Source organism: Paenibacillus sp. 2TAB19, from assembly GCF_052115185.1.
Lineage (GTDB): Bacteria > Bacillota > Bacilli > Paenibacillales > Paenibacillaceae > Pristimantibacillus.
Genome location: NZ_JBFRGE010000005.1, coordinates 140,458 through 154,962, shown reverse-complemented (window position 1 = coordinate 154,962; position 14,505 = coordinate 140,458). Strand labels below are relative to the sequence as shown.

Annotated in this window: 14 protein-coding genes; 7 read left to right on the top strand and 7 right to left on the bottom strand. The window is 50.0% G+C overall.

The window, feature by feature from the left end:
• Positions 1 to 93 precede the first annotated feature (93 nt).
• Together AB4Z33_RS03930 and AB4Z33_RS03925 are read left to right on the top strand one after the other, a co-directional pair.
• Complete coding sequence (locus tag AB4Z33_RS03930) at positions 94 to 564, top strand: MarR family winged helix-turn-helix transcriptional regulator (RefSeq protein ID WP_442048654.1); 471 nt, start codon at positions 94 to 96, stop codon at positions 562 to 564.
• 72 nt (positions 565 to 636) lie between these two features.
• Entirely contained in the window at positions 637 to 1,923 is a 1,287-nt protein-coding gene (locus AB4Z33_RS03925; RefSeq protein WP_442048653.1) for an MFS transporter, read from the top strand.
• A gap of 63 nt (positions 1,924 to 1,986) precedes the next feature.
• Here AB4Z33_RS03925 and AB4Z33_RS03920 read toward each other — a convergent pair whose 3' ends face one another.
• Positions 1,987 to 3,216 carry an MFS transporter gene (locus tag AB4Z33_RS03920; protein ID WP_442048652.1) on the bottom strand — a complete coding sequence of 410 codons (1,230 nt, stop codon included), beginning with the start codon at positions 3,214 to 3,216 and terminating at the stop codon, positions 1,987 to 1,989.
• Positions 3,217 to 3,431: 215 nt separating this feature from the next.
• Here AB4Z33_RS03920 and AB4Z33_RS03915 point away from each other — a divergent pair, with 215 nt between their 5' ends.
• Positions 3,432 to 3,863, top strand: coding sequence for a MarR family winged helix-turn-helix transcriptional regulator (locus AB4Z33_RS03915; RefSeq protein WP_442048651.1), 432 nt, complete (start codon positions 3,432 to 3,434; stop codon positions 3,861 to 3,863).
• Positions 3,864 to 3,922: 59 nt separating this feature from the next.
• Here AB4Z33_RS03915 and AB4Z33_RS03910 read toward each other — a convergent pair whose 3' ends face one another.
• A complete protein-coding gene (locus tag AB4Z33_RS03910) occupies positions 3,923 to 4,270 on the bottom strand; it encodes a potassium channel family protein (RefSeq protein WP_442048650.1) in 348 nt (115 codons plus the stop codon).
• Positions 4,271 to 4,601: 331 nt separating this feature from the next.
• Between AB4Z33_RS03910 and AB4Z33_RS03905 the strand changes: the two genes are divergently transcribed.
• Positions 4,602 to 5,459 (top strand): class II fructose-bisphosphate aldolase, encoded by an 858-nt coding sequence (locus AB4Z33_RS03905; protein WP_337100670.1) that lies wholly within the window; start codon positions 4,602 to 4,604, stop codon positions 5,457 to 5,459.
• A 73-nt stretch (positions 5,460 to 5,532) separates the two neighbouring features.
• Here the strand turns inward: AB4Z33_RS03905 and AB4Z33_RS03900 are convergent, their stop codons facing one another.
• Positions 5,533 to 6,771 carry an RNA polymerase sigma factor gene (locus AB4Z33_RS03900; protein ID WP_442048649.1) on the bottom strand — a complete coding sequence of 413 codons (1,239 nt, stop codon included), beginning with the start codon at positions 6,769 to 6,771 and terminating at the stop codon, positions 5,533 to 5,535.
• Positions 6,772 to 6,918: 147 nt separating this feature from the next.
• Here AB4Z33_RS03900 and AB4Z33_RS03895 point away from each other — a divergent pair, with 147 nt between their 5' ends.
• Positions 6,919 to 7,590 carry a response regulator transcription factor gene (locus AB4Z33_RS03895; protein ID WP_442048648.1) on the top strand — a complete coding sequence of 224 codons (672 nt, stop codon included), beginning with the start codon at positions 6,919 to 6,921 and terminating at the stop codon, positions 7,588 to 7,590.
• Positions 7,587 to 8,594 (top strand): sensor histidine kinase, encoded by a 1,008-nt coding sequence (locus AB4Z33_RS03890; protein ID WP_442048647.1) that lies wholly within the window; start codon positions 7,587 to 7,589, stop codon positions 8,592 to 8,594. Before AB4Z33_RS03895 ends, AB4Z33_RS03890 begins: the two co-directional genes overlap by 4 nt.
• A gap of 35 nt (positions 8,595 to 8,629) precedes the next feature.
• Here AB4Z33_RS03890 and AB4Z33_RS03885 read toward each other — a convergent pair whose 3' ends face one another.
• The 3 genes from AB4Z33_RS03885 to AB4Z33_RS03875 all read right to left on the bottom strand — a co-directional run bounded on the left by AB4Z33_RS03885 (position 8,630) and on the right by AB4Z33_RS03875 (position 11,581).
• Positions 8,630 to 10,594, bottom strand: coding sequence for an FtsX-like permease family protein (locus AB4Z33_RS03885; RefSeq protein ID WP_442048646.1), 1,965 nt, complete (start codon positions 10,592 to 10,594; stop codon positions 8,630 to 8,632).
• Positions 10,591 to 11,337, bottom strand: coding sequence for an ABC transporter ATP-binding protein (locus AB4Z33_RS03880; RefSeq protein WP_442048670.1), 747 nt, complete (start codon positions 11,335 to 11,337; stop codon positions 10,591 to 10,593). The genes AB4Z33_RS03885 and AB4Z33_RS03880 overlap by 4 nt, the downstream gene beginning before the upstream one ends.
• 88 nt (positions 11,338 to 11,425) lie before the next feature.
• Positions 11,426 to 11,581, bottom strand: coding sequence for a hypothetical protein (locus AB4Z33_RS03875; RefSeq protein ID WP_442048645.1), 156 nt, complete (start codon positions 11,579 to 11,581; stop codon positions 11,426 to 11,428).
• Positions 11,582 to 11,742: 161 nt separating this feature from the next.
• On the opposite strand from AB4Z33_RS03875, the gene AB4Z33_RS03870 reads away from it, so the two are divergent.
• The gene (locus AB4Z33_RS03870) at positions 11,743 to 13,551 is read left to right on the top strand and encodes an ABC transporter substrate-binding protein (protein WP_442048644.1); all 1,809 of its coding nucleotides are present in this window, start codon (positions 11,743 to 11,745) and stop codon (positions 13,549 to 13,551) included.
• Positions 13,552 to 13,869: 318 nt separating this feature from the next.
• On the opposite strand, the gene AB4Z33_RS03865 is transcribed toward AB4Z33_RS03870, so the two are convergent.
• On the bottom strand, positions 13,870 to 14,385 hold the full coding sequence (locus tag AB4Z33_RS03865; RefSeq protein ID WP_442048643.1) for a VOC family protein: 516 nt from the start codon (positions 14,383 to 14,385) through the stop codon (positions 13,870 to 13,872).
• Between the last annotated feature and the right edge of the window lie 120 nt (positions 14,386 to 14,505).

Genomic DNA, 14,505 nt, shown 5'->3' with positions numbered 1-14,505 from the left:
ACTATAAGCGACCTTTCATTTTGCCATTTGACAGCCTCGTTCATATGATGTATTTTCGTTGTACATACAAAATAAAAAAAGGAGGACGACATAATGCCCGATGAACAACAGACTCATAACGCTCCGGAGCAATCTTCCGACCATGACGATTCGTTTCTTCACACCTGTTTATATTTCACGACGAATCGCTTAAACAGAGCGATTACGCGCATGGCCGATGAAGCGTTCGCTACGACCGGACTTACCCCGGCCTACGGCTATCTCATCCGCCTCGTCATCGGCCAACCCGGCATTACGCAGAAAGAGCTGTCCGAGAAGCTGTATATTACGCCATCGACGCTAACTCGCTTCATCGATAAGCTGGAAGGGAAAAGACTCGTAGAGCGCAAGGTTCAAGGGAAAACCGTGCTCGTCTATCCAACCGAACAGGGCAAGCAGCTTGGACCGTCCCTTCGCGAAGCTTCCAAACGGCTGAAGGAAACCTACGAAGCCCTTCTCGGCAAAGAAGCCGCTGTATTATTGACCGGCTATCAAGAAGAATCGAGTCAGAAGCTGGAGAGTTAACTCTCTTCCGCGCCTTTTAAGTTGTATGTACAAACAAAATATAGATGAATAATAAATGGAGGTTGTTTACTCATGAATGAGTCTGCTGGGCAAGATGCTGTCAAACGCCCGCGATTTTATTATGGATGGATCATCGTTTTCCTTACCTTTGCCACCTTGCTCGTATCCGCCGGCATCCGCTCCCTTCCGAGTATTCTGCTCGTTCCGTTCCAAGAGGAATTCGGCTGGAGCAGAGGAGGCATCTCAAGCGTCATCTCCATTGGCATTTTCCTATACGGACTAGTAGGTCCTTTCTCGGCTGCTTTGCTGCTGCGCTTCGGCATTCGCAAAGTCGTTATTAGCTCGCTTGCCGTATTGGCGGCAAGCCTCGCAGCGACGCCTTACATTCAATCGCTATGGCAATTCGAGCTGCTATGGGGACTTGTCTCAGGGCTTGCTACCGGGATGATGGCCAACGTGCTTGGCGTCACAGTAAGCAATCTTTGGTTCGTGGAGCGCAAGGGACTTATTATCGGCTTGCTGACGGCAAGCGCTGCAACGGGTCAATTGCTATTCCTTCCTCTATTCGCGAAGATGACTGCTGATTTCGGCTGGCGATATGCGATTTATACCGCAATTGCGGGCATCCTCATCGTGCTTGTCGCCGTCATCTTCTGGATGAAAAACCATCCGTACGATGTAGGAGCTGCGCCATACGGCTCCGATCAGATCGTAAAGCCGCCTGTTTTCAGCGAAAATCTCTTTCTTGCCCCGCTGCGCAGTCTGCGACTGGCGATGAAGAACCTTACCTTTTGGCTGCTTGCCGGAACGTTCTTCTTCTGCGGCTTCTCGACCAATGGCCTTATCGGCACTCATCTCATTGCTGCTTGCGGCGATCATGGCATGCTGGAAGTAACTGCTGCAGGACTGCTCGCCATGATGGGTTTGTTCGACTTGTTTGGCACGACGATATCGGGATGGCTCTCTGATCGGTTCGATAGCCGCTGGCTTCTGTTCTGGTATTATGGGCTGCGCGGACTGTCGCTATTGTTCCTACCCTATGCGCTCGGCGGTTCGCCGGCAATGCTCGTCGTATTCGCGGTCTTCTATGGTCTTGACTGGATCGCAACCGTTCCTCCGACCGCCAAGCTGGCTGGGCAGACATTCGGCAAGGAAAAGTCCGGCATGGTCTTCGGTTGGATCGTCGTTGCGCATCAGATCGGCGCCTCTACCGCTGCTTACGGAGCAGGCGTTATGCGCGACTGGTTCGGCAGCTATTCGCAAGCGTTCGTCATCGCCGGCTTCGTATGCTTCGCAGCGGCTTTAATGGCCGTGCGGATTCGCAAGCATAGCTCTGCAAGCGCCCAAGCGACTGCTTAATCGATCGATAAAAAAGTCCATTCCTCGTGGAATGGACTTTTGCGTCTTAGCTCAAACTAACGATTAGTGTGATGGCTTCGCCCGATCGATGTGGCGGATATGCTTGTAGCTGATCGCAATGAACACGATTGACAGAAGCACGAACCCTGCGCCTACATAGAACGGCACATGAGCATTGTATATCTCCGCCAGCTTGTTGGCCATATACGGCGCAATCGCCGCACCGATGAAGCGCAAGAAGCTGTATGTCGCCGAGGATGTCGAACGCTCTACAGGAGCAGCGTCCATTACGGCAGTCGTAATAAGCGTATTGCTGTTGCCTAGTATCGCCCCGGCAAAGATGACCGCCGAAATAACAACCCATTTGGTCGATGTGAAAATACCCATTAGCGCCAGATCAGCAGCGAACAAGATCAACATGAAGCACATCGCCTTCAGCGTGCCGAATCGTCTTTGAAGCTTAGGGGCCATAAAGACGGAAGTAACCGCCAGCAGCACGCCCCAGCCAAGGAACACATAACCCATCCCGCGCGGCTTCAATCCCATAACGAATGGCGCATAAGCCATAATCGTGAAGAACCCTACATTGTAGAGTGCTGCGACAATACCGAGCGTCAACAGCGAACGATGCTTCATCGCCTTAAACGGTGCAAGCAGCGATGTTTTGTTCTGCGGAGCAGTCTTCGCAGCCGGTTTCGGCATCGTCAGAATAAGAACGAGGAAGCCGATGACCATGAAGCTTGAGACACCGAAGAACGGGCCTCTCCACGAGATCGAGCCTAACGTTCCGCCAAGCAGCGGCCCGATCGACATCCCGATGCCAGCAGCCGCTTCATAGAGGATGATTGCTTTCGCCGTTCCGTTCTTGGATAACGATACAAGAGCCGTTAAAGCCGTAGCAACGAACAAGGCGTTGCCAAGTCCCCAGAATGCGCGCAAGCCGACCAACGTCCAAATACTGTCCGCGAATCCGCCGAAGAAAGATACGATCGCAATGATTACGATACCCGACAGCAGCGTCCACTTTGCTCCTAGACGAGTCGATACCGTACCGGTTATCAGCATGGCAACGGCCATAATCGCATTATAGCTCGTATAGAGCAAGCTGACCTCACTTGGAGAAGCGTGCAAGCTGGCGGACAACTCACGCAGAATCGGATTAACAAGTCCCATGCCCATGAAAGCAATGACACTCGCGAAAAATACCGCCCAAACGGCGATAGGTTGATTCAGAATGCCGTTCTTTTGTTTCAACAACTCCGGTTCACTTTTTAAAACTGCCGTAGAAGCCACGAAATTATCCCCTTTATGATCATTTGATGGAGTGGTTACGCTTAATGTTGTATCATACAACCATTTGATTGTATTATACAACTAAAGGGGTGTCAATGGCTATTTACAACGCGTTTATTTGATTAATTCAACGCCGAAGTCTATCATTATAGTAGTAATGCAGCGCGCTGCGTGCTATGAACAATCAAATGAATTGCCAATGAGGTGTTCCATTCATGAATGACGATTCACTAGCGACTATAGAGCTAGAACTGGCCTTTCTAGTCCGACTTATTACTTCCCGTACTTCGAATAAAGGTGTCGGCAATCTCGACCGCTCCGCTTATTTGCTGCTGCATGAAATATCGGTCGAAGGCTCGGCCGGCGTCAAAGCGCTGGGGGACGCGCTTCTGCTCGATATATCGACCGCAAGCCGGCAAGCAGCCGCGCTGGAGCAGAAGGGCTACGCCGTCAAAGTGCCTGACGAGCAGGACGGCCGGGCCTACTTTTACCAAATAACCGAGCTGGGAGCGCAAGCGATTAGCGAATATAAGCAATCGCGGCAAGCCAGCATTGCTAGACTGCTGGATGAATGGCCAGAAGAAGAGCGCCAATTGCTTGGCGAGATGCTTCATAAGTTCAATCATGTGCTGCGTACGAAAAAGTAATTGATTACAGCTAAAGCCCAGCGCGATTCATGCCTGGGCTTTTTTATAATAAACAGACTTTAGGATGGAGAGGGTTCATCGGGTTTCTCCGGCTGCTTAATAAGCGAATAAGCGACAAAGCCAATCAGACCGAGGAACAACCCCGTGCCGACAATTATATACACCATCGTAAACAGCTTCCCTAGAATCGTCCGGGGCTCGAAGCTGGGATGACCTACCGTGCTTAATGTCGTCACGCAGAAGTATAAGGCATCGATAATCGACAGCCCTTCCTCTGTCACGTAGAAAATCGTACCGGACAGCAGCATAATAAGCACTAGGATGAGCAGCGCTTGAAAGTTTCTCATTTTCAAGGACTTCCACAGTCCCTTCAACAACCGCCCCAATGTCAGCATAAACGAAATCATCAACACTTCCCCTTCGGCTAACACGTTAACAATCACTTATTCATTATTTCCATGTACATGAATTCCTATTGATGCTCTCTTCATTGCACCATACGACAAGATAGCGCTATCATTCCAATTCGACGAATCAACCGCTCCTATTTTGTAGTTTTATCGTGAAAATTGTGATAACATATTGACTTAAAGGAACTGCGTGGACGGGGATACATTATTCCGTTCATACTCGTATGTACGCCGGCTTAGAACGATCATTTTTAAACGGCGGCCAAATKGGGTATGATTGAAAAGTCGAGTTCTTACGTTGCAATTATTTTGAAGGAGGATTTAACAAATGGCATTGGTTTCGATGAAAGAAATGTTGATTAAAGGTTTGAACGAAGGTTACGCTGTTGGTCAATTCAACATCAACAACCTGGAGTGGACGCAAGCAATCCTTGGTGCTGCCGAAGAAGAGAAATCGCCGGTAATTCTTGGCGTATCCGAAGGCGCAGCTCGTTATATGGGCGGCTTCACGGTCGTTACTGCGATCGTTAAATCGTTGATCGAAGAGATGAAAATCACAGTTCCAGTGGCCATTCACCTTGACCACGGTTCCAGCTTCGAGAAATGTAAAGCAGCGATCGACGCTGGTTTCACTTCCGTTATGATCGACGCTTCGCATCACCCATTCGAAGAAAACGTAGAAACAACGAAACAAGTTGTTGCTTACGCGCATGAGCGCGGCGTTTCCGTTGAAGCTGAGCTTGGAACAGTTGGCGGACAAGAGGATGATGTAGTTGCTGACGGCGTTATCTACGCTAATCCAGCAGAATGCAAAGAGCTCGTAGAGCGCACTGGCATCGACTGCTTGGCTCCTGCACTTGGTTCCGTTCACGGTCCTTACAAAGGCGAGCCGAACCTGGGCTTCAAAGAAATGGAAGAAATCTGCCAAACAATCAAGCTTCCTCTCGTATTGCACGGCGGAACTGGCATCCCTACAGCGGACATCAAGAAATCGATCTCCCTGGGAACTGCTAAAATCAACGTTAACACGGAAAACCAAATCGCGTTCACGAAAGTGGCTCGTGAGATTCTTACTTCCGATTCCGAAGTATACGATCCTCGTAAATTCTTGTCGCCAGGCCGCGATGCTATCAAGAAAACAGTTGCCGGCAAAATGCGTGAATTCGGTTCTGCAGGTAAAGCTTAATAAATCGCTTAACGCAACAACAAAGGCTGGACAAGCTGCTTACGGGCAGCGAGTCCAGCCTTTATTGTTATGCTCATGGACGATTGCTTAAATATTGGATCCACTGCTCCCGCAGCTCGGACTCCGTACGATTGAGTATTCCGCTGCAATTGCCAGGACTGCGAATCAGCTGATTCAGAGCATCCAGTCCGTACGTCCTCTCAATGAATTCAACCATCAAATAGGAAAATTGAAAACCTCCCATCGTTTCGAAATCCCATGTATCATTCTCAAGCTGATCCAATGTCGGAATGGTTCCGCTTCGTATAGCATCCGCAGTCGTATCTTTAAGAAATTGCTCGCTCATCTGTTTCGCTTCGTATCCGCCGATACCTTGGCACAGCCACTTCGGCGCCTTTGGATTAATGTCTCGTACGAGCCACATCGCGAATAAATGAGTCGTCGATCTTAGAATGGATTGATACGTATGATTTGGGCCTGGATCAAGCGGGGAAACAATCTTAAGCGTATTCCCCGCAAATGTGCCCATGAACCAATTCGGAGCATCAGGCTCTCCTACCGCTTGATGAAAAGCAGGTAGGTCAGGGTAGATTTCAATAACGATCTTCTGTGACGGCTGGTGCTTAAGCTTCTTCGCCAGTTGCTCCACGCTGCCGTTTAGCTCTCGCAATACGTCCTGATGAACCTTTTTCTCGCCTCCTGCACTACCGGCGCCGCTCTGTTCATTTTTACTCACAATCTCTATCAGCTCTTGAATAGACATAATGGCGATGTCACCCCAATCTTTTAATTGTTTCCTTAACTTTTCGAGTGCACGGTAAACCCTGTTCTTCACTGCGCTCTGGCGCATGCCAACGATCCCCGCAACCTCCGCGAGCGTGCAATCCATGAAGAAGTGCAGCGAAATAATGTGCTGATCCAACTCGCTCAGCTTGCCTAACGCGGAACCGATATCGATTCGAATTTCCACATACTTAGCGAAATCAAGCGAAATCGATTGCGAAGCTTCCAATTCCGCAAAGTCTGACGTGTACTCCTTCTTGCGCGAACGGCTTCTATATTCGTTTTTCGCTGTATTTCGGGCGATCGTGAATATCCAAGTGAACAGGCTTGCGTTCTCATTGAACCGATCCAGGTTCTCGATCGCTTTCATAAATACATGCTGCGTCAAATCATCGGCAGCCTCGCGGTTGACTTTAATGGCGAAATAGTTCCATATCGCTCGGCGATATTGATTATAGTTAGCTTCGAATCGTTCAATCTTTTCCTKTCCATCCGGATGAACAGCCTGCTGGTCTTGAGCTCGAGACATGAGTAAGAACCTCCTCTTGATCTTACAATTGATTAGACACCGCACGAGGCGAAAAAGCCACATGAAAAACAAAAAAACCTTGGACATCGCCGCTTGAGCAAGCCCCCGGCTTTGAACTATAGTAGGAAGGAGAAGGAGGAGTCGCCTTTGTTCCGAATCATGATCATTGAAGACGACGACAAAATTAGAAGCATCGTCGCCGACGCTTTACGCAAGTGGCAATACGAGGTTATTGAGCTTACTTCCTTCGAACGTATACGAGATGAGTTCACGGCAACGCAGCCGCATTTGGTACTGATGGACGTCAATTTGCCCGTGTATGACGGGTTTTACTGGTGTCAGCAAATTCGTGCCGTATCCAAGGTTCCGATCCTGTTCCTCTCGTCTCGCGATCAGAATATGGACGTCATTATGGCTATTAATATGGGCGCGGACGATTATGTGCAGAAGCCGTTCGACCTAAGCGTTCTCGTCGCCAAGGTAAGCGCTCTGCTGCGGCGCAATTACACATATCAAGACGATAGTCTCCAAATCACGCATCGCCAGCTCGTGTTCCATCTCTCGAACTCTTCCGTTCAATTCGGAGCCCAGACGGCAGAGCTGTCGCGGAATGAATTCATTATTTTGCAGACGCTCATGCGGAATATCGGCAAAATCATTTCGAGGGACGATCTGATGCAGGTACTCTGGAATGACGAACAGTTCATCGACGACAATACGCTCACTGTTAACGTCAACCGGCTGCGGCGCAAGATCGCGGCGTTAGGAGCCGACGACTTTATCGCGACGCGCAAAGGAATGGGGTATATCGTCGAATGAGGTTTTGGCGATTCATCCGTTATGAGCGCTCTTACCTGTTGTTGTGCGCCGTTATATTCCTGCTTACGGTAGCAATATTCGCAACTGATCCGTTAACCGTCTGGCAATGGCAGTCCTTCTTCTATGCGCTCGCACTTGCTTTCATTGTGCTAACCGCATTCGTCTTCCGTCGTTATGTCAAGAATACGCAAGCAATCAACCGTATGAACGACGATGAGGCCGAGCCGCTGTCTCTTGAAGCCGAAGCGTACCGGGAGGCACTGGAGCATGCCGGTATGTCTCATATCCGCGCGCTCAATGAGGTGCAACAGAAGCAGAAGGACAATTATGATTTCATCGTCTCCTGGTTTCATGAGATCAAGACGCCGATTGCCGTCCTTCGCTTAATGCAGCAGACGGAAGTCGATCCCCGCAGCTTGGAGGAAGAGCTTAGCCGTATCGAGCATTACGTGGAGCAAGCGATGTATTATGCCAAGCTGGACAGCTTTAATCAAGATTACGAATTAGCGAATTGCAACTTGGAGCTGCTCGCCAAGCAAGTCGTCAAAGCCCATTCCAAATCGTTCATCACTCAGAAAATTAAGATCCGACTGGACATCCCGCCGACCGTCGTACAAACGGATTCCAAATGGCTTTTGTTTATCGTGAATCAGCTCATGACCAACAGTCTCAAATATACGAACAAGCATGGGGAAATCACGATTACAGCTCGGGTCGCCGAGCAAGAGAAGCTGCTCATCATTCGCGATAACGGTATCGGCATTGATGCGAAGGATCTGCCGAGAGTGTTCAACCGGGGGTTCACCGGCACCAACGGACGCACGCACGCGAAGTCGACCGGCATGGGATTGTATCTTGCCCAAGAGCTTTCGAGGAAGCTAGGGCATTTCATTACTTGCGAATCGGTCCCTGGCAGCTACACCGAGTTCGTTATTCATTTTCCGAGAAACAATGATCCCTACCTAAGCACGCTGCAAAAGAGTCACGTACAAAAAACGCAATGACCTTCAGAGGTCATTGCGTTTTATTTTTTATATTATTAGACATTCTCGCTCACGATCTTATAGTACAGATTCGTGGAGGATGCGTAGAACAACAGGTAGATGACGAAGTAAACGCCTATAATAGCTGCAACTAGACCCGGCAGCTCCGGAAAGTCGCTCACCGATTCGAGAATGTAATATTTGATAATAAGCCAGCTATGAAACACGCCAAGCACGATCGGAGGCAAAAAAACGAACAGCAGTTGCTTGCGGATAACGCTCTTGATCTGCCGGTTATCGACACCGATCTTGCGCAGCACCGCATATTGCAGCTTCTCTTCCGTGGCTTCCCGCAGCTGCTTGAAGTAGATGACGCTGGCAAGCGCGAACGTCGCAATCAGAGCAAGAAATCCGCTGGCGAACAGCATGAGCGACGAGCTCTCGATCTGCTTCGAATACACATCGGCGAACGAAGAGTAGTAGGCATCCGGCGTCTGCGAGACGATGGCATGGACCTGTTTCGACAGTTCGTCGGCGTTTCTCGCATCGCGAATGCCGTAGATTTCATACAGCCGACTGTCCGTATGAGCCTTTAATCCGTCATAAGATTCATTGGATATGACAATCACCGCCGGCTTCAAGTCCATGGACGTTGCCGGATTGGTTGACCAGCCTAGATAGGCATAGTCCTTCTTATCGACAAGCGCGAAGGTTGACTCTTCATCTGTCTTCACGATGAATGCCGGCCGCTCCCCCGGCGTATATACCTTAGGAAAGTCCGAGCCCTGCGACAACGATACCGCTTCATTCCCTTGCAGCTTCACGCTCCGATCATGTCCGCGCAGCTCTATAAGCTCGTTATAGGTCCTCTCTGCCACGAGCAGTACTTCCGGCATGTACATCTCAGGGTTATCTACGATTACATTCATGTCCGTTACCGGCGTCACGACTAACACTTCATGCGTCAGGTGGTAAATTGCTTTATGCTTTGACTCATTAATGACACGGTCGATTCGTTCATTCGTCGCTGCATCCAGCGTTTGGAAGGCAATGTCGTTCGGCAGGTTGCGCCCAACCGCTTCGAACTGCACCTTATAATTGATCGTTACAAAGGAGAGCAGCATCATAATAGCTGCGCTGAACAACGAGATGAAGGTCAGATTGAGCGTATTGCCGCGAATTTGAAAACGGAGCGATGACGTCCACAGCACCGTATTGCCTTCGTGATATTTTCTGCGCTTGCTTATCGTCTGAAGCAGCCAGCCGGCGAACTGGCGGAAGAACAAATACGTGCCGGCGATAACGCCTACCGTTGAGCCGATTATGCTCGCCGTCGCGTAATCCTGCCAGAATACCGATCCTTTGCCGCTGCTAATGAGCCCATAAGCAATACCTAACAGCAAGACAGCGAGCAAAGCAAGCCACACAGAGACAYGGACAGGCCTCTCAGACTTCTGCTTCGCATGGAATAGCTCGGTTAGCTGTACACGATTCACCATAATATAGCTCTGTATGCTAATGATGATGGCCAGCAGAAGGAACACCCCTGCCGTTGTTGCTATAGCTTCAACCGGGAACGCCAGCGAGATTACTTGATCATATTGCATCAGATTCATAAGCAGCATGCCGAACAGCTTGGACAGCAATCCGCCGACCAGAATACCAGTCACGAGCGAGACCCCGCTTATAAGCAACGTTTCATAGAAAACCATACGCGTGACTTGCTTCTCGTTTAAGCCGTACAGCAAGTACATCCCGAACTCTTTTTTGCGCTGCCGCATGAAGAACGAGTTCGCGTACAGGATGAAGAAAATAATAAATAAGTATACCACTACCGAAGCGGTAGCAACGCCCACTTGGAAGTTCGCCCGGTTCTGAAGCGCAGCGATCACATCGTCGTTGTACATGAGCGAAGAGAATGTAAATTGAATGATGACGCCCGTTATCATCGAGAACAGGTAGATGGAATAGAGCCGAAAGTTGCGCTTCACATTCCTTAAGGTAAGATCAAGCAGGCTCATCGCAGCTTGCCCCCCATCAAGCTCTGATTCTCCAGTATCCGATCATAGAAGTGGCGCTGGCTCTGCTCTCCTGCGTAAATCTCGTTCACAACGCCGCCGTCACGAAGAAAAATAACCCTTTTACAGTAGCTCGCCGCGTAAGTATCATGAGTAACCATCAGAATCGTCGTGCCGAATGCGGCATTAAGGCCGACAAGCTGCTCCAGCAATTGTGTCGCAGAGCGGGAATCAAGAGCGCCCGTAGGCTCGTCGGCGAATACGATCGCCGGCTCCGTAATAATGGCTCTGGCCGATGCAACGCGCTGCTTCTGGCCGCCCGATATTTCATTCGGATACTTGGCTACGATTGCTTCGATATTGAGCGCCTGAAGGATCGGCTGCAGACGCTTCTCCATCTCTCCGGCCTTGAAGCCCCGAAGGGACAGCGGCAGCAGGATGTTTTCCTTCACCGTCAACGTATCTAGCAGATTGTAATCTTGGAAAATAAAGCCCATGCGCTCCTGGCGGAATTGCCTTAGCGACTGCTTCTTCATGCCCAGCAGCGACTTTCCTTCCAGCCATACTTCGCCTCCCGTAAATCGGTCAATCGTAGACAACACATTCATAAGCGTAGACTTCCCTGAGCCCGAAGGGCCCATAATGGCCGTCAGCTCGCCGGCTTGAATTTCAAGGTCAATGTTTTTAAGCACCGCAGTAGCGCCATAGTTTTTGGATAGATTTTTTGTTAGGATCACGTTTTGCATCATATGTTCCTCCCCTTTCTATCCTTTATTCTAATTATGTTCTTTATTTCCATCCATCGAATAAACAAACATCCAAGTGACATTACTGTCACTTAGGTATACCGAAGAGTGACAACAACATGCCGAAGCCTGCTCTCAGCTTGCCAACCTTGGATTTGCCTTCTATAACCATGCCTCTTTCCACGCGAGTGCGAGCCCATCGCTCCATCTCCGCTTGTCGGTATTGTCTCAGTTTCTCATTCACGTACTCCTCCAACATATCCATTCCCCTCTTCCGTTTCCGGCTTCTTCTTAATGTCACCATTATGATCTTTTCAAAAGGGGCTAAAAAGCGTATACTTTCGGCAATGGATTTCCCCTTTTATTCAAACAGCTATTAGCGTCTTGCTAGAGGAGGCAATCACTTTGCAGATACAGACCGTTGAACGCTACTTGATCCTAGTTGATCGATTCGGAGATATACGCCTTACAGGTTCACCTATGGAAGTAACGATGGAAGAGCTCTCGGAGGCTTTGTTCTGCTCCAAGCGCAACACAAGAATCATTCTGCAGAAGCTGGAAGACGAGGGATTGATCGAATGGCTGCCCGGACGCGGACGCGGCCATCATTCGAGGATCGTATTCCTAAAGGACAAACCATCGTATCTACTTGGTCTAGCACGCAACCGTGCGGAGAGCGGCGATTACAAGACAGCGTTCGAGCTGCTTGGCACTTACGGGGAAGGCACGGACGCGAAGGAAAAGTTTTTGGAATGGCTGGATGGACATTTCGGCTATCGGCAAGAGGAACGCGGAGATGGAAACGGACCATGCGATACGCTCGTCTTTCCCATTATCCATCAGATCGTGACGCTCGATCCCGCTTACGTTAACTATGTTTTCGACTCCCATCTACTGCGTCAGATTTGCGACCGGCTGTTGCAGTTTGACGAACGTACCGACAAGATCGTGCCCGGACTTGCCTACCACTGGACATCAGACTCAGACGGCAAAGAATGGACCTTCTATCTGCGAAAAGGCGTGCTTTTCCACGACGGCAGAGAGCTGTCTGCAGCCGATGTCGTCTATTCCCTTCAGCGGCTTCGCGGCGATGCGGACAATCGCTGGATCATGCGCGGCGTCTCGGACATTGCGGCTGTTAGCCGTCTCGTCATTCGGATCCGGCTTCACAAGCCAAACCGGATTTTTGACCGGTTCATGTGTACGACAGCGGCATCGATTATCCCCGCGGAGCTTGGTGGACATCCCGAGGATGATTTCTGGCAGCGACCTATCGGGACCGGCCCGTTCCGTCTTGTCTCAAGCACCGCGCACCGCATTCGGCTCGAAGCACATCACGGCTATTATCAGGGTAGACCTTTTCTTGATCGTGTGGATCTCGTTGTTCTTCCGGAGGAATACAGGGGAGACACGGCCGTATCGCCGGATGTCCTCCATACCGGTAAATGCGGCTGGCCCTCCATTGACCAGGAAGCGGTCGAAGACTGGCTTGCGATTGAGCAGCTATGCCGCGGATGTACGATGTTCTGTTGGAACTTCAATCGTGAAGGGCCCTATCATTCCGAAGCATTCCGTCAAGCAGTGAGGATGATCTTGAACCCGATCGATATGATCGACGAGCTGGGAGGCAGCCGGGTGATGCCGGCTTTCGGATTCCGAATAGAGACGAACCGGCATCTGAATGTCGAGCCGTACCGAGCCGAGCAAGTCCGCGCTGCGCTGCAGCAAGCGGACTATGACGGCTCACCTCTGCTCATTGCCGTACACGAGAATTATGAGGACGATGCTAGATGGATCATGAACCGCCTTAAGCAATGGGGAATCCAAGCGGAGGTGACGATCTCCGGAACGAACCTAGAGAAGGTCATGGAAGCGGATTGTACGATGTTCGGCATCGTGCTCGCGGAGGACGAAGTATGCGAGATCGAAGCTTACGAGCATGGAAGCTGCGTCATGCAATCGTTTTTGGACAACGATCGCTTGGACTGGATAAGCGAGCAGGTTGATACGGCTCTCGTTGCCGATAGCAATGAACGGCGACGCGCGGCACTGCGCCAGATTGAAGAGCGGTTCCGGAAGGATGCTACAATCCTGTTCCTTACTCACCGCAAGAACAACACGTACCTGCATCCATCGGTTCGGGGCGTGACGAAGCTGAATTCGCTTGGTTGGATCGACTTTAAGGACGTGTGGCTGGAACAGCTGCAAGTATAATGACATAGGGGATTGTTCTAAACGTGCTTGCACGATGTGAGTCCTTTAACTAGTCAGAGGTGATTGGATTGTATACAGGCTAATGGGCTAAATGACATCAGAAAAGCAGTTTGGGTGGATTTCCTACAGGCATATGAGGCATATTTGGAGGAATCGTGCTAAATCGGCGAATTAGGCTGTATGATTTCCAATCAAAGGCACTTGTTCCTTCTACAACAAGCTATTTAGTTGGACGATTTCCAGTCAAAAGTAATCAACGACCAGATGAAGGACCTCATACATTCCACTTTAAAGTGAAATGCAGAGGTCCTTAGTCCCTTATTCGCGGCAGATCATCACTTTGTTGCCGTCGGGATCCTTTACGACGAACCAATGGTCATGCTCGATTTCCGTTACAAGCTCTACGCCAAGCTGCTTCATGAAATCGAACGAGCCTTGCAAGTCGTCGGTCATGAGCATGAAGGCCGGCGTTTGAATCGAAGGAGCGCCTTCCGGCCGGTCGCCTCCCCACATCGGCATCGTGTCGAGAATGATGCCGACGCCGTCCATCGGCAGCGGACACAGATGTCCGCCCATGATGCTGCAGTCTTCCTCGCGCAGCCCCATAACGCGACAATACCAGCTGCGAGATTTTTCGATATCGCGTACAGGCACGAATATCGATCCTACCTTGTTTTTGATCGGGCTCGTTGACGGATGGCCTTCGACGGTGTGCTGTTGATCGGTCATTGTTTTCCCTCCATAGATCATTTTAAGCGCTTTCGGCGCTAGGAACGGTCGATAGCCTTCCGGCTTCTCTTCTGGCTGCTGGGTAGGCTTGGGCAATTGACTCATGATTGCGGTTGTCCTCCCCATTTCTCTTGTTACACCAATAATAGCAAATCAAGCCTGCGAAGGAATATACTTTCTTATCATGATTAACTGCCTTCATCCTGCTTAATAGGATTGAAACGT